Here is a 17,518-nt window from a genome sequence, read left to right as displayed (position 1 = left end):
AATGTTGATAAAAATAATAAAAGGGGAATAACAAGTGAATAAGAAAGCCTTAAGTCTAGCCATCTGCATGGCAATGGCTATCCCAACAGCTTCTAACGCACTCAGTCTAGGTGAGATTGAATCCAAATCCAGTTTGAATCAACCTTTCCAGGGTAAAATTAACTTACTTTCAACAAGCGTCGCAGAAGCGAAAAGTCTACGTGTTAGAGTTGCTTCTCCTGATGTATTTAATAGAGTGGGAATTGATAGACCAGCGTTTTTGAACAGTATTCGTTTTAAAACAACTGTACAAAATGGCCGACCTGTTATTCTGGTTAGTTCTAATCAGCCTATTAATGAGCCGTTCCTTAACTTCTTATTAGAAGTCAGCTGGCCAAATGGGCAACTCCTTAAAGAATATACGGTTCTTCTTGATCCGCCAGTGTTAATGCGACCTAATACAGCAATCGCAAGTAACAACGCAGGTGTTCGAGCAGAACCAAGAGCACAAGGTCGCATTACACGACCCGCTGCTCAACCACGTCAGGTTCAACAACAACCACGTCGCGTAGTAAGAGCAGCTGCTCCCGCACAAGCTCAAAGAGCTCCTGTCAGAAGACCGGCTGCTGCACCTGCTAGAGTTGCACAAGCTTCACAGAGTAGAAATTATCGCGTAAGACGCGGTGATACATTATCTAAAATTGCTGGCAAGTTAGGTTATCAAGGTGTACGTAAAGAGCAGATGATGGTTGCCTTGTTTGAGAAAAACCGAAGAGCGTTTAGCCAGGGTAATATGAATAACCTGAAATCAGGTGTTCTGATGGCTCGTCCTTCTATTCAAGAAGCGAGATCCACTCCTGTTCGTACAGCAAAATCTCAGATTGTTGCTCAGGCAAGGTCTTGGAAAGCGGCACGTGCTGAGCAAGTTGCAAAAGCAAAAGGCAGTTCAAAGTCTGTTAATCAGTCAGCCCGCCTAGAAGTAATGGGTAAGAATAATAAAGCATCTGGTGAATCATCAGGTTCTGGTAAAGGTTCTGTTGCAGAACTTAATAAGCAGTTAGCGATGTTAACGGAGTCATTGACTTCTAAGCAAAATGAAAACGAAGAATTGAAGTCACGAGTTTCCGAACTTGAATCTTTATTACGTAAAAAGAATCGTTTGATTACGCTTAAGAGTGAGCAACTCGCTGGTTTACAAGCTAATCTGAATGGTGAGCCTGCTCCAGTGCAGAGTACTGAGCAAACAGTTGATGCGGCAGTAGAAAATAATAATGAAACAACTCCTGTAAATTCATCAGAAACACCTCAACCAGTTGTTGAAAATCAAGGTACTGATATTCAGGAACAAGTTGCAGGCAGTCTAGCGAATGAGAACGGTGAAATAATTCGTACTCCTGATCCTGCGGTAGTTGCTAATGTACCGGAAGTGGTTGAGCCAATCACTCCTAAGGTAAAACCAACGCCACCGTTTAAGAATGAAGCTGCTGAAGAATCAGCTTTCGATATCATGGGTATGATCAGCTCGCCAACTGCACTTGGTATAGGTGGTGGTTCATTACTAGCGCTGTTAGGTGGACTGGCCTTCATGAGACGTCGTAAATCTAAAGGTGAGGAAGTAGAAGATTTCTCAAGCATGATTGATAGTGGTCTGCATGGTGATCAAGTCGAAGATTTTGCAAACGATGAAACAACGTTTGTTGATGACAACGAAATGATTGATGAATCTGAGTTTGTGATGCACGATGAAGATATCGAAGCACATGCTGATGTAGAAGAGAATCATCCTGAGCCAACTAGCGCTGAATCTGATAACGAATTAGATGATTTAATCCAGGAAGTGGATGTTTACATAGTGTACGGCTTACATGATCAAGCTGAATCTGAAATAAAACGTGCGATTACTAGTTACCCGAATAATGCAGCGCTTCACGCTAAGCTACTAGAAAATTACAAAGCAGCAGGTGAGAAGGATGCATTTGAAGAAGCAACTAAGGTCTTCATGGATCTGGATGCAGACGATAAACAAAATTACTGGGACGAAATTTGTGAATGGGGTAAAGCATTACTTCCTGATAGCAAATTATACGAAACTTCATCGTTACCTAAGGCAAGTGGTGTAGCAGCAGCTGCAGCAGGAGTCGCAATGGTAGCCGGAACAGCAGTAGCATCTGCAGGCGACAAAGCCGAAGAAGTTGTAGGAGATATGGCAAACGCACTATCTGATGATGACTTAATCGAAGACACTATTCTGGATGAATCAGAGAAGCTAAGTTTTGATGAAGAAATGTCTGAACTTGGTGACTTAGATGATATTGACACTGATCTGGATGATCTGGAAGATTTCGATCTAGACGATATTTTAGGCGAAGACGATAGTATCGATCCAGTTGCTGAAGTAGGTGATCTAGAAGGTTTTGAAACTGATATCATCGATACAGACGATACGAATATGATAGATCTTGATGATGACTTTAGTATCGACATTGACGATGACATGGATGACTTGACTGAAAAAGCATCAGATTCAATTCTAGATGTGGCAACAGATAAGTCAGATGATCTAGAGTTCTCAATGGATGATGATTCCTTAGATAAGTTACTAGATGCTGAAGACTTTTCTGAAGTTTCTCTAGAAGAAGGCTTAGATAGAGCTGAGAGCCATGATCTAACAAATCTTAATCTAGAATTAGATTCAGATGACTTTGATAAAATAATGCCAGGTGAGCATGCTTACAAAGCAGTTGCTAGTGAAACATTAGATAGCAAGCTTGATGATGATAACTTACTCGCAGATTTTGATGATAATTTATCATTCCTTGATCTGGACTCAGGTTCTGAAGTAATCGAAGAAACACAAGTTGAAACTAAGATTGATCTTGCAAAAGCATATATCGACATGGGTGATATAGAAGGCGCAAGAAGTACTTTAGAAGAAGTTATGGAAGAAGGTAGTGATGAGCAAAAACGCCAAGCTGAAGAACTACTTCATAATAATGGCTAAGCTACTAAAGAGTTAGATGCTTACAAACTGATCTAATTTTTAATAGTAAATCAAAAACCGGGCATAGCCCGGTTTTTTTATGTCTGAAATTAATAGGCAGTTCTGGCTCAATAACAAGATAAAAACGATCGCATAGGATCATCGAAAAACTGTTGGTAAAAGATAGAATAGTCTTCAGACTAAACGATATACTTACATATCATCATCAGAGAGTTATTAATGAAATACGCAGCATGCATCGAATACAATGGTACCGCTTATTATGGCTGGCAACGTTTATCGCATGGCCCTTCAGTGCAAGGTGAAGTTGAAAAGGCGCTTTCCTCGGTTGCAAATCACGCTATAGATTTAACATGCTCAGGTCGAACTGATAGTGGTGTGCATGGAATAGGTCAAATCGTACATTTTGAATCTGATGCTGTGCGTACTGAAAAAGCATGGATTATGGGAACAAATACCAATCTGCCTGATGATATTGCGCTGCGCTGGATTCAACCTGTAGATGATGAGTTTCATGCGCGCTTTGCTGCGCTTTCAAGGCGCTACCGATATATCATTCTGAATCAACCAACACGTCCTGCATTATTGGATAAGAAAGTTTGCTGGTTTCGATACCATCTTGATGAAAATGCTATGCAAGATGCTGCAAGCAAATTATTAGGCGAGAATGACTTCAGTAGCTTTCGAGCGGCTGGTTGTCAGGCAAAACATGCGATGCGTGAGTTACAGGAAATCACAGTGACACGTGATCATCGATATATCTATGTTGATATCGTCGCCAACGCTTTTTTGCATCATATGGTTAGAAATATTGTAGGTAGTTTATTTCTGGTGGGAACTGGCGATAAATCACCGCAGTGGTTTACAGAACTCCTGGAAATAAAAGATCGAACACAGGCAGGAATAACTGCACCTGCCTGTGGTTTGTATTTTGTCAGTGTTAAATACCCTGAAAGATTTAATTTGCCTGAAGTGGCTTCGCCACCATTTTATGGTTTGTGAAAAGTTCTGATTGGGTTTTGCAAATAATCTTATAAAAAGTGCCTAAAAGTAGGGGGGTGACTTCTTATTCAGTTTATTTAAATGAGGTGATTTCCCATTCTCGTTTAGTGCCAACCTCGCGTAATCTTTCATCCGGATCAACAACAATAGGTGTATCTACTATTTCTAATAAAGGTAGGTCATTGATTGAATCACTATAGAAATAACTTCCCTCCATTGAATCATTATTCATTTTCAACCAGTCATTTAAACGCGTAACTTTGCCTTCTTGAAAACAGGGTATGCCCTCTATTTCAGTTGTATATTTTCCATCTATAATTTTTGGTTCGGTAGCAATCAGGTGTTCAATGCCTAAGTGAGTCGCTATAGGGCGAGTGATAAAGCTATTGGTCGCAGTTATGATGACCAAGGTATCCCCCTGGTTTTTGTGTTTATTCAATACTGTAGGGGTCTGAGGTTTTATTCTTGGTAAGATATAAGTTTGCATAAATTCCTGGTGCAAATTATTCAATTCTTCTCTGCTAATTAAAGACAAAGGTTTAAAGCTAAAAGCTGAAAACTCAACGATATCTAATGTGCCTTGTTTATATTGTTCATAAAAGTAGGTGTTTGCTTTTTCGTATTCATCGGCATCTACAAGTTTTTTAGAAACTAAAAAATTACCCCATTCATAATCGCTGTCCCCATCTAAAAGAGTATTGTCTAAATCGAATAATGCTAGTGCCATGCTGTTTCCTGCTTATTAAATATTAATTCCCTTATTGTATCGCTAAAAATTTGCTGATTCACTGCCGATGTGGAAGAATCGACTTAATTAATAGTTTTGGAGAATATCGTGATTGATGATGACGGCTTTCGAGCCAATGTTGGTATCATTCTATCTAATTGCGATGGTGAAGTATTTTGGGGAAAAAGAATTGGCCAGACATCCTGGCAGTTTCCACAAGGTGGTATAGATGAAGGTGAAACGCCACTTGAAGCGATGTTTAGAGAATTGCATGAGGAAACAGGTTTGCGTGAGAAACATGTTGAGGTAGTAGGCTCTACTCAAGACTGGTTGCGTTACCGCCTTCCCAATAAAATGGTTCGTCGTTGTAATAATGGAAAAGTGTGTATTGGTCAGAAGCAGCGTTGGTTCCTGTTAAAACTTACCTGTGATGATTCTTCGGTTGATTTGGAGGCATGTGACGTGCCTGAGTTTGATGGCTGGCGTTGGGTTAATTATTGGCTACCCGCAAAAGAGGTCGTATACTTTAAACGAAGAGTGTATGAGCGTGCGTTACAAGAACTTGCTCCTCTGACGCTAATAGGTCACCCATCTACCATTGATTCAGATGATGAAGATAGCAGAGAAGTCGGCTAGCTACTTGGGGCAGTTAATCACTGTCCTGAGTTAATTTATTGTCCGCTATCAAATAGCTAAAAATAGAAATAATAAAGAGTATTAACTTGTCTCCTAGTGAAAACAGACTGATTCCCTATCTGGAAAAATATGGAAGTCATTGTATGGCTTATACAAGCCTAGAGCCCTGCATGAAATATTTTGTTATGGAGGATATTGGCTATATTGCCTATATCGATTTCAAGCATTGGTTTTGGTCTCGCAAAGAGCGCAAAATAGTACTTTCTAATCCCGTCTGTCATCCTGACAACTACAGAAAAATGCTGGATGCTTTTCTCTATAAATTTTCAGATGTGATTTTTGTTCAAGCGTCTCGCAGTTTTGCAGAAGTGCTTGACGAGGCAGGTTATCAAACAAATATTTTCGGTATTGAAACTGAAATACCTATTTCAGACTTTAGTCTGGCAGGTAAGCAGCGGGCAAAACTAAGACAATGGCAAAATAAATGTAAGCGTGAAGGTGTTTCTGTATTCGAAAAAAATATTTCTGATATGTCAGATACGGAAGAGCAACAAGCGATTTCGCAGATTTCTGAAAGTTGGTTGAATAATAAAGGTGGAAGTGAATATAGCTTTCTAGTTCGACCGCTGAGAACGGAAACCGAAAAAGATGTGCGGTATTTCTGGGCTTACCAGAATGATAAATTAATAGCTTTTGCTACCTTTGATCCAATCTATCGAGACGGTAAGGTTGTTGCTTATTATCACAATATTGATCGTATTGCTGATAATGTCCCACACGGCACCAGCGCAACGATTATATTAGCTGCAATCGAAGTTTTTAAGGATGAGGGTGTCGAAGTTGTAAATCTGGGAATGTCACCGTTGTTTCTGCAAAGAGGATTATCTCAAGAGCTCAATTATAATAAATTGACTCGAAAAGCCTTCTGGTATGCTTTCGAAAAATTAAATTATATCTACCCATTCCAGGGGAATGCTTCACACAAAAAGAAATTTAATGGTAAAGCGAATCCCGTCTATATTTCAGGTACTAATGGTACAGGTTTGAGGGAAGTGTTTGCGATGGTTAAAGCGAATGGCATGATTTGAATTACACTGATTTGATTGCATCTTACACATAAAAACGTGTAAAAAAACGCCTCAAAGTAGGGGGGTGGCCTAGTCAAAATTAAACGGTTGAAGCGATTAAATTTGATATAAGTCTCTTGTTTAATGCTAGTGCTGGCAATATTATGCCGCTCTCTAAACTTAGAATAAAATTTTATGAGTGATTTCATACCGCCATACCCGAAACGTCATACTAAAGAAATAAATCCGTTTCAAGCGCTTTACTATGCACAACAAGACTTGCTCTCTATCTGGGATGAGGAATCATTCGAAGTAGAGTTTATGCATCGGAAAATTCTGAAGCAGAATATTTTTATTGCGAATTCTCCAGACTTAGTGCGCTATATCTTCGTAGAAGCGAAAGAAAATTATGAGCGTAAGAGTCCTCAAATGAGACGAGCGCTTGAGCCTTTACTGGGTGATGGGTTGTTCATAAGTGATGGTGATACCTGGGCGAGTAGACGCAAAATTCAAATGCCACTTTTTGATTCTGCACATATCAAAATGTTTAGTAGGGTGATGACCTCCACGATTCATGAAATGGCAGAAGAATGGGCGAAAGTACCTGAAGGTGGAGAGGTAAATGTTCACACAGAGATGGGTAAGCTGACTGCTGAAATCATCGCAAGAACCTTGTTTGGGGAAAAATTAGGTTCTGAGAATAGTGCTGCTGTGGTTGATGCTTTTGCCGCTTATCAGTCAGTAGTAAAGCAAATGGCATTAAGTAATTTTCTCGGATTGCCGGATTGGTGGCCAAATGTTAATGCTAAAGTGGGCAAGGCGCGTAAGGCAGCAAAAACAATTCATAATGCTGTCGATGCAATCATTGCGAAAGCCGAAGAAGGTGGTCATGACGGGACATTGGTTGCCGAACTGTTAAAAGCAAACCAGACTGAAAGTGGTATCGATACCATGACTAAGGAACAAATTCGCAATGAATTAATTGTTTTATTTATGGCTGGTCATGAAACTACTGCTAATGTGTTGGCGTGGACTTGGTACCTGATTTCACAAGCGCCTGAGGTTGAAAAAAAGCTTCACGCAGAGTTAGATGAAGTTTTGCAAGGAAGAACGCCTGAATTTGCAGATGTTGATAAGCTAAAATATACACGCGCGATTCTCGATGAGACCATGCGTTTGTATCCGCCGGTTCCAATTTTATCCAGAGAAGCGCTCGAAGGAGATACTATTCGAGGTAAGAAAGTACCACCGGGTTCGATTATGTTGATTGTTCCATGGTTAATTCAACGTCATAAAAAATATTGGGATAAGCCGGATCATTTTATACCTGAACGCTTTATGCCGGATGCGCCTAAGCCAATTAAATTTACCTATATCCCTTTTAGTGCTGGTCCTAGAGTGTGTTTGGCGAAAAATTTCGGAATTATCGAATCTGTTTTATCAATTGCTATTTTGGCTCAAAAATTCCGATTGTCACTCGATGAAAATCAGAAAGTTGAGCATGAGTGCCGCCTGACATTAAGGCCAAAAGGGCGTTTACCAATGAAAATTCAGAATAGAAATTAATGAGTTAACGCTTTATTTATATGGTATTTATTAAGTGAAAAATGGTTTGTGCGGCTTTTATTGTTACTCTGGATTCTTCTGTTATAAACATAGCCTGTAATTAAGTGACAGAAGCTATGCACGAAAGGTGCAATATCATGTAGAATCCCTCACATAATTAGGATGTGAGATCTCCTCAAGGATAGTTCATTGTCAGAAGTAAAAAAGAAAATTGCCGTTGTCGGTATGGCTTGTCGTTTCCCGGGTGAAGCCTCTTCACCAGATGCTTATTGGGATGTGTTGAAAAATGGTAAAGATGTCGTCACAGAAGTCAGTTCAGAACGTTGGGGAACTGATTTTTACAAACATCCAAACAAAAAAGAACCCGGTAAAAGTTATACCTTTGCTGCAGGTGTTCTGCCACAAGTAGATGAATTTGATGCGGCTTTCTTTGGGATATCCCCTCGTGAAGCGGCACAGATGGATCCTCAGCAACGTCTTCTTTTAGAATTAACATGGGAAGCGTTAGAAGACGGCAAACAAATTCCGCAGTCTCTTGCAGGATCTCAATGTGCTGTATACGTTGGTATAGCGAGTACTGATTACGCGCATCGCCGCATGGATGATTTGAGTTCGTTAGATCCTTACTCAATGACAGGTAATACAGCCAGTATTGCATCTAATAGAATTTCCTATATTTATGATTTGCATGGGCCAAGTGTTTCCGTAGATACGGCCTGTTCATCTTCTTTAGTTGCTCTTCATCAGGCATGTAATGCTATTTGGAATGGTGATGCTCCTTCAGCGATAACTGGCGGCGTGAATATGTTGCTTCATCCGTTTGGTTTTGTCGGTTTCTCAAAAGCTTCTATGTTATCTCCTCGCGGTCGCTGTCGTGCTTTCGATGCTACTGGAGATGGTTACGTAAGATCTGAAGGCTCTGCTGTTTTATTCTTAAAACCTTTGGAAGATGCAGAAGCCGATGGCGATCCTATACATGCTGTAATCGTTGACACGGCGATAAATAGTGATGGTCGTACAAATGGAATCACATTGCCAAGTACTGAAGGCCAAGCTGGCTTATTAGAAACGATTTACAGCCGTGCAGGAATTCATCCAAATGATCTTAGTTATTTGGAAGCGCATGGAACAGGCACGGCAGTAGGTGACCCCTTAGAAGCTGGAGCGCTGGCAAAAGTACTGGGAAGACCTCGCAAAAAATCATTGCCTATTGGTTCTGCAAAAACGAATCTTGGGCATCTTGAAACAGCTTCTGGTATGGCTGGTTTACTAAAAGTAATCTTAAGTCTAAAAAATAGAGCAATACCGCCTTCATTACACTTTGAAATACCTAACCCTAATATAGATTTTGAAGCTGATAAGTTATCCGTTGTTACTTCGTTTACACCATTAAGAGAACGAAAAAAACCATTACTAATGGGTGTTAATTCATTCGGTTTTGGTGGAGCAAACGCGCATATTATTGTTGAGGAATATAAGAAAGAGAAAACAAAAAAATCTTCAAATGCGAAAAAAGTTAAAAATAAAGGACTTGTAAGTAATGCACTTGCAAATAAAGAAGAGCAACACGCTGCACATTCTCCTCTATTGCTTTCAGCTAAAAGTGAAAATGCACTAAAAGCCATGGCTGGTCAGTATCGTGATTTATTACAGAGTGCGAGTGAAGATTTCGATGATATTTCATACTCAGCTTATAAAACTCGTCAGAAGTTTGATCATGGCTTAGCGATAAATGCTGATACCGTAGAAGAAGTTGTCGAGTGTTTACATGCTTATTCTCAAGGGGAAATTCATACCGGCGCTACAGCGGGCACAAAAGTAGAGATTCACAACAAAAACTCTTTGAATAAAGACGGTGGAGTGAAACTTGCGCTTGTGTTTTCCGGTAATGGATCTCAATGGCAAGGAATGGGGTGCGAATTATTAGAAAAAGAACCTCTTTTTCTGGAAACAGTAATCAAAATTAATGAGTTGATTAATGTTTATGATGATATTTCTTTAATCGATGAGTTTAAGGCTTCAGAGGAAAACTCACGACTTCATCTAACAGAAGTTGCTCAACCTCTATTATTTGCATTACAAGTTGGCGTAATTAAAGTTCTCGAATCTAAAGGCTTAAAAGCGGATGCTGTTATTGGTCATAGTGTTGGTGAAGTAGCGGCAGCATGGGCGGCAGGGGCTTTGGATTTATCTCAGGCAACTGAAGTTATCTATAGAAGAAGCCATGCACAGGGTAAAACCAGTGGCATGGGTAGAATGGCTGCAGTCGCTATTAGTGAATCAGATGCTAATGAATTAATATCAGAACTACTTCTTGATAGTGATGTGTCAATTGCCGGAATCAATAGCCCCAAATCTGTCACGCTGTCTGGCTCGTTGGAGTCTCTGCAGTTAATTGAAAGTAACTTAAAACAGAATAGTATTTTTTGCCGCATTCTCGATTTGGATTATGCCTTTCATAGTAGTGCTATGGATCCTGTTAAAAATGAGATTCAGACTTCTTTGAAAGAATTGAAGCCTCAAGAAACCAAGATAGAATTTTTCTCTACAGTCAGTGGAGACTTATTCAAAGGTGAAGACCTAGATGCAAATTATTGGTGGGAGAATATTCGAAAGCCGGTTCTTTTCTCTAGTGCTATGGGTAATATGTTGGATGAAGGTTATCAAGTTTATCTTGAAATCGGGCCTCATCCGGTACTTCGAACTTACGTTAATGAGTGTAGCAGAGCTAAGGATGTATCATCTCTGGCATTAACAACGATTAAGCGTCAAAGTGAAACTAAAACTGGTTTATTAAGTGGGCTCTACAGCTGTTATCTGGCTGGATGTAACTTGGATGAAACAGTTCTTTTTCCTAAAAAAGTTAGTCAATATGTTGATTTGCCTCATTACCCATGGCAAAAAGAGAGGCACTGGTATTCTTTGACTGCGGAAGGATCAGATCTTGTAAATAGAGATCGAGTGCACCCTCTATTAGGTTATCGCTTAAAGAATCATGAAGCGTGCTGGGAAAATCAAGTAGATGTCGAAATCTTATCTTATTTGAATGATCATGTCGTAGATGGTGGTGCAGTGATGCCTGCTGCTGCTTTTGTAGAAATGGCTTTAGCAGCTTCTAAAGAATGGTTTTCAACGGATGAAGACCAGAAGAAACAATGGGAAATAGAAAATTTAGAAATCAGAGCTCCAATAGTCTTAGATCATGGTAAGTCATTACTTTTCAAATTATTTCCTAAAGATGGCAGCTTCATCATTAGTAGTCGAGATCGTCTGAGTGAAAGTCAGTGGTCAGAAAATGTTGTTGGTAGGCTGTTAGGTAAAACCAATAAGAAAGTGCCAGAAAACTATGCGCTAAATAGTTTCGTTACAAACTCAAATCATACTATCTCGTCCAAAGGGCATTACAAATTAACTGAATCAGTTGGTTTGAGCTATGGTCCAACCTTTCAGGGAATTGACGAAGTATGGGTTTCATCGCTGAGTGCTATAGCCAAAATTAAAAGCGAAAGCCAATTAAATATAGACAATAGTTTATATTTATTACATCCCGCTTTGCTTGATGCTGGTTTTCAGGTACTGGTAGATATTTTCTCTAATAAGATTGAAAACGGAAATCAAGCCGCATTAATACCTGTTCAAATAGGTAAGCTCTATTACTATTCATCGTCCATAGAAAACCTGTCTTATTTACATGTGAATGTAACTAAACAAAGCCCTCAATCAGTAGTTGCTGATTATTTATTGCTGGATTCTGAAGGAGCGGTCTTAGTTGAATTGAAAGACTGTCGTTTCAGAGGTGTCCAGCTGATGCGCAGTGCGGCTTTATTACCAGCGTGTTATGAATTCCAACCATTCTTAATGCCTCTTAATGATTCTGCTTCGGTTTCTCCGGTTGCGGAGCCTGCTGTATTAGTCAGTAATGCAGTTGAGTTTTTAAAAGATCATGAATCTACTCTGCAAAGAGATAGGCATTATCAGGAAGTTTTACCATTATTTGATTTAATGGTGTCCATGTTTGCTTGGCAAGCAATACAAATGTTAAATCCAAAAGGAGATGAGTTCACTCTTCAATCATTAGCGGAACAAGCTCATATTGAATCTGTAAAGCTTCCTTTATTATCTCGTTTACTCGAGATTTTAGTAGAAGATGATTTAGCTACGTTTGAAAATGATCAATGGCTATTAGTAGCATCAAGTGACTTACCTTCTGCAGAGGATATTTGGCTTTCTGTTCTTGGTGATTCACCTGATTATCTTCCGGAGTTAATGCTATTAGGACGATGCGGCGAACATTTAGCTGATGTTTTACAGAATAAAGTCGAAGCTAAAAGTTTGTTATTTTCCAATAAAAGTAGCATTCAAGAACATTGGAGCGGGGCTTCTCCTAGTAACTTGAGCATGAACCTTGCTCTAAGAGATATTTTAAGTGAAATAGTATCTGATTGGCCTGCAAATAAACGACTTAGGGTTTTAGAAATTGGTGGTAACGATACAGAAATCAGCCAGCAAATATTACCTGTTCTTCCAGAAGATCAGTGTGATTACCTATACGTACATCACGATGAAGAGCTGCTATTAAAAGCGGACTTTTCATTAGAAAATTGGGACTTTGTAAAGACTCATCAAATAGACTTAAGTCAGGATATTTCTAACAGCTTATTAAATGACGCTAAATTTGACATAGTCATTGCCGCCAACACCTTATATCGATCAGATGACTGCGCTAAAGCGCAAGAAAATATCAAAAAGCTCCTTTCAGCAAAAGGGGTTATGTTGTTGATTGAAAGACAATCAGATCGTTTTATGGACATGACTTTTGGTTTGCAAGCCGATTGGTGGATACATACCTCTGATGTGACTAGACCATCTCCTCTTCTTATGACAGCTAATTCCTGGCGTTCAGATTTGAAGGATTTAGGCTTTGATCAAGTCGAGTTGTTAGTTGAACCAGAAGCTACAGGTGATGTTGGTGCCTTTATGGTTATAGCAAATCATAATCATACTGTAGAAATTGAAAAAACAGCTACCAAAGAGAGCGAAATTCAAAATTGGATGATTTTGAAAGATGATGATGAAATCTCTAGTTCATTATCGCATGCAGTAATTACAGAATTGAATAAAGCAGGTCATCAAGTCATTCTGGTTGAAACAGGTGAAACCTATAAACGCTTGGGTCCTATGCATTTTTCATTGAATTTTGATTCCAGCAACAATGAAAAAGAAGAACATTTTGATCACATCATATCTACCTTAAAGAAACAAGAGGTGAGTTGTGATGTGATCGTGCATTTGATGGGCTTACGTTGGTATAACGAAACCGAATCTAGTGAAGTTGAAGATATACAGCTTGGACTTCAGAATTTAAGGTGTAGCAGTACAATAGATTTGGTTAAAGGCTTAGAAAAGTCTGGCGTAACAAAAATGCCTCAATTAAAAATTGTAACTTCTGGTGGTGCAACACTGGCAGAGGATAATCAGGACTTTTTGTTTGAGTCAAATCCATCGCAAGCGCCATTGTGGGGACTTGGAAGAGTCATCATGAATGAGCATCCGGATCTTGATTGCAAGCTTATTGATTTGCAGGGGAAATTTGATTTAGATATAACTAGCCGCGTTCTTATGAACGAATTGATGCTGGTAAGTACTGAAAACAATGAAAACGAAGTCATTGTTAATGAAAACGTACGTCATGTAATGCGTATGAAACGTACAGATCTACGTCCGAAAGTGGTTACTAAGAAGATAAAGAATGCGAAAAACGTTAAAACAACAACTGCGAAAATCAAAAAAGACATAGATTACTGTTTGAAATTTAGTTCTCCGGGGCAGCTCAAAAATTTAATTTGGCAAGAATTATCAGAAAACTTCTGTAGAGCAGATGAGATACAAATAAAACCTCATGCAGCAGGACTTAACTTTCGAGATGTCATGTACGCAATGGGGCTTCTCTCTGATGAAGCAGTAGAAAACGGTTTTGCTGGTCCAACCTTAGGAATGGAAGTTTCTGGATTTGTGACGAAGGTAGGTAGTGCTGTTACTGAGTTCAAAGCAGGAGATGAAGTCGTTGGTTTTGCTCCGGCTTGTTTTAGTTCAAGAGTCATTACTCAAACCACCGCTATAACTCATAAGCCCAAAGATTGGAGTTTTGAAGAAGCGACGACAATACCTACAACTTTTTTCACTGTTTATTATGCCCTCAAGCACTTAGCACAAATTGAGCCAGGTGAAAAAATATTGATCCATGGAGCTGCTGGTGGAGTGGGAATTGCTGCTATTCAATACGCGAGATATTGTGGTGCTGAAATTTTTGCTACCGCGGGAAGTGATGAAAAGAGAGATTTTGTTCGATTACTAGGTGCAGATCACGTAATGGATTCCAGGTCTTTAGCATTTGCTGATGAGATCATGGAAATAACCAATGGTTCGGGTATTGATATAGTATTGAATTCTCTGGCGGGTGAGGCTATTACAAGAAATCTGTCAGTATTAAAACCATTTGGTCGATTCCTTGAGTTGGGAAAACGTGACTTCTATGAGAATAGTAAAGTTGGGTTAAGACCGTTTAGAAATAATATTTCCTATTTTGGTATCGATGCAGATCAGTTACTGATTGAAAGACCTGAGCTAGCTAATCGTCTCTTTAAAGAAATGATGAAGTTATTTGATGACGGTAGTTTAAGGCCTATGCCTTACCGAGCTTTCCCTGCCACTCGAATTGAAGATGCATTTCGTTATATGCAACAATCAAGACAAATAGGTAAGGTTGTTGTTTCATTTGAAAATGGTAACTCGATATCTCAAGATGATATTCATCCATTACCAGTTAAAGATGAAGAATTAGTCTGTGATTCAAAAGCTAGTTATTTAGTCACCGGTGGGCTCAGTGGTTTTGGTTTAAAAACAGCTTGTTGGTTGGTGGATAAGGGTGCCAGATCATTAGTGCTAGTGAGTAGAAGTGCCAATGTTTCCAAAGCAGATGAAGAAACAAAAGCGATATTAGACTCACTTAAGGTCAAGGGTGTGAGTATTTATACTCGCGCTTGTGACGTTACTAATATGAAGGCTGTAACTAAATTAGTGTCTGAGATTCAAAAAGATATACCGCCATTAAAAGGTGTTGTTCATGCAGCAATGGTTTTGGATGATGGGTTAATTCGAAATATGTCTCAAGAACAGTTGCTAACAGTAATGCAGCCTAAAGTAATGGGTGGCTGGAATTTACATAAGGCTACAACTGATATTGATCTTGATCTCTTCGTATTGTATTCGTCTGCCACTACTTATGTCGGCAATCCAGGTCAGGCTAACTATGTTGCTGCAAATAGTTATCTCGAGTCTTTAGCCGCGTATAGAAAGTCATTAGGTCTGTCTGCAAATTATGTAGCCTGGGGTGCGATTTCTGATGTGGGTTATTTAGCACGAAACGAAGAAACTAAAGAAGCGTTACAATCACGTTTAGGCGGTGAAGCGCTAAACTCGGATAAAGCGCTTAAAATGTTAGAAAAAATAATACTTAGCGATAAGGTCGGTGTTGGAGTTATAGATTTGGATTGGGGAGTCATACAACGTGTAATGCCTGCTGCTAACTCTCCAAAATATGATGAGTTGAAGAGAATGGTCAAAACATCAGACAGTGACCATTTTGAAGATATTCAGACACTGATTGCAAATCTGGGACAGGCGGAGATTCAAGAGCTTGTTGTAGATTTGTTGCTTGATGAGATAGAACAGATATTGCGTCTGCCAAGAGAGAAACTTGATGTAGAGAGGTCAATTTTTGATTTAGGTATGGATTCGTTAATGGGTATGGAACTCGTGTTAGCGATTGAAGAGCGTTTTGGGGTTAAATTGCCTGTAATGGCGTTGACCGAAGGGGCTAATATTCTACGAATAGCAGAAAGAATTACCGAGCAATTATCTGAGTCTGATGATGATTCAATGGCCCCTGATTCAGATCTAGCTAATAATAAATCAGCACATGAAGAAAGTATTTCTGTCGCAGCATCTCGTCACGGTCATGCAGAAAATATGACTGAGAAAGAAGCTGAAGAGTTGTCGAAGAAACTTATCGAAGATGCAATGAAGCATTAACCAGTGGTAAAGTAAACGGATGTCAAAAATTAAAAAGAGTAACTTGTTCGGTTTGAGCGGGTCTGTGAAAGACCAACTAGCACAAAAAATGCTAGAAAAACGCTTAAAGAAAGTCACAGAAGCCAAGATGCAGAACGGTGATGTGTTAAGAACAAGAAAGTCACTTCAATCAAATTCGAAGATACCTGATGAATTTTGTCGATTTGATATGTTTCCTGGTTATCAACAAATCAGAATCTTGGAAGCGGGCGGAAAACAACTAGGCGTACCTAGTCCTTTCTTTAAAGAACATGAAGGTGTTGCTGGTAATACGACCACTATCAATGGTCATGAATATATTAACTTTGCCAGTTACAACTATCTGGATTTGTGTGGGCATCCTGAAGTTTCTGAAGCGGCAAAACAAGCTATCGATAAATATGGTACTTCTGCATCTGCGAGTCGACCTGTGGCGGGTGAAAGACCTATTCAGCGTGAATTGGAAATTGCCTTAGCGAAAAAATACGAAGTCGATGATTGTATTGTTTTTGTCAGTGGGCATGCGACTAATGTCACCACTATTGGTTATTTGTTTGGTCCTAAAGATTTAATTTTACATGATTCTTTGATTCACAATAGTGTCGTTCAAGGCGGTCAATTATCGGGTGCAACTCGTCTACCGTTTCCGCACAATGATTGGCAAGCTCTGGATGAATTGTTATTTCAGCAACGAAGAAATTATGAGCGAGTGCTGATAGTTATCGAAGGCATCTATAGCATGGATGGTGATTATCCCGATCTGAAACGTTTTATAGAAATCAAAAAACGTCACAAAGCTTTTTTGATGGTAGATGAAGCCCATTCTTTGGGGGTGCTGGGTGAAAAAGGTCACGGACTTCAAGAGCAGGAAGGTGTAGACGGGCATGAAGTTGATTTATGGATGGGTACACTTAGTAAAACGTTAGCGAGTTGTGGCGGTTATATCGCAGGTGAAAAAGCACTGGTTGAACACCTTAAGTATTCAGCTCCCGGGTTTTTATACAGCGTAGGGATTTCTCCACCGCTAGCAGCTTCTGCAATTACTGCTTTAAAAATACTAGACCGTGAACCGGAGCGCGTTGAAAGCCTCAAAGCTCGTGGTCAGCAATTTTTGAAATTAGCTAAAGAAAAAGGATTGAATGTTGGGTCGAGCGCAGGTTTATCAGTCATTCCTATCATAACAGGTAGCTCAGCAACTGCTGGAAGACTTGCTAATGCGTGTTTTGAGCGTGGTATCAATGTCCAACCTATTTTTTATCCTGCAGTGCAAGAAGGTATGGCGCGCCTACGTTTCTTTATCTGTTCTTCTCATACTGAAGAGCAAATAGAACAGACTATCGATATTCTCGTTGAAGAAATGGGCAAGTTTTAATAGACGATGGTTCTATTAAAGAATGAGAGTACGTCTGCTCAAGCTAAAAAAAGAATTGT

General features: G+C 39.5%; 8 protein-coding genes. 7 read left to right on the top strand and 1 reads right to left on the bottom strand.

Features of this window, described 5'->3' with window-relative positions; genetic code table 11:
- Positions 1-34: 34 nt before the first annotated feature.
- Positions 35-2,980, top strand: a complete 2,946-nt coding sequence (locus tag EV695_RS13175) for a motility hub landmark protein FimV (RefSeq protein WP_131906449.1) — start codon at positions 35-37, stop codon at positions 2,978-2,980.
- A gap of 219 nt (positions 2,981-3,199) precedes the next feature.
- On the top strand, positions 3,200-3,982 hold the full coding sequence (gene truA, locus EV695_RS13170; protein WP_131906448.1) for a tRNA pseudouridine(38-40) synthase TruA: 783 nt from the start codon (positions 3,200-3,202) through the stop codon (positions 3,980-3,982).
- Positions 3,983-4,055: 73 nt separating this feature from the next.
- Here truA and EV695_RS13165 read toward each other — a convergent pair whose 3' ends face one another.
- Positions 4,056-4,709 (bottom strand): histidinol-phosphatase, encoded by a 654-nt coding sequence (locus tag EV695_RS13165; RefSeq protein WP_131906447.1) that lies wholly within the window; start codon positions 4,707-4,709, stop codon positions 4,056-4,058.
- 108 nt (positions 4,710-4,817) lie between these two features.
- Between EV695_RS13165 and EV695_RS13160 the strand changes: the two genes are divergently transcribed.
- The 5 genes from EV695_RS13160 to EV695_RS13140 all read left to right on the top strand — a co-directional run bounded on the left by EV695_RS13160 (position 4,818) and on the right by EV695_RS13140 (position 17,459).
- Positions 4,818-5,345, top strand: coding sequence for an RNA pyrophosphohydrolase (locus EV695_RS13160; protein ID WP_131906446.1), 528 nt, complete (start codon positions 4,818-4,820; stop codon positions 5,343-5,345).
- Between the two features lie 86 nt (positions 5,346-5,431).
- Entirely contained in the window at positions 5,432-6,433 is a 1,002-nt protein-coding gene (locus EV695_RS13155) for a DUF2156 domain-containing protein (protein ID WP_131906445.1), read from the top strand.
- A 174-nt stretch (positions 6,434-6,607) separates the two neighbouring features.
- On the top strand, positions 6,608-7,978 hold the full coding sequence (locus EV695_RS13150; protein ID WP_131906444.1) for a cytochrome P450: 1,371 nt from the start codon (positions 6,608-6,610) through the stop codon (positions 7,976-7,978).
- Positions 7,979-8,167: 189 nt separating this feature from the next.
- Complete coding sequence (locus EV695_RS13145) at positions 8,168-16,069, top strand: type I polyketide synthase (RefSeq protein WP_131906443.1); 7,902 nt, start codon at positions 8,168-8,170, stop codon at positions 16,067-16,069.
- 19 nt (positions 16,070-16,088) lie between these two features.
- Positions 16,089-17,459 (top strand): aminotransferase class I/II-fold pyridoxal phosphate-dependent enzyme, encoded by a 1,371-nt coding sequence (locus tag EV695_RS13140; protein ID WP_131906442.1) that lies wholly within the window; start codon positions 16,089-16,091, stop codon positions 17,457-17,459.
- The last annotated feature ends 59 nt before the right edge of the window (positions 17,460-17,518 follow it).

The sequence above is a fragment of the Cocleimonas flava genome (genome assembly GCF_004339015.1).
In the GTDB taxonomy this organism is placed as follows: Bacteria; Pseudomonadota; Gammaproteobacteria; order Thiotrichales; family Thiotrichaceae; genus Cocleimonas; species Cocleimonas flava.
Note: the sequence above shows the minus strand (reverse complement) of the source record. Positions and strands in the feature narration are given on the sequence as shown.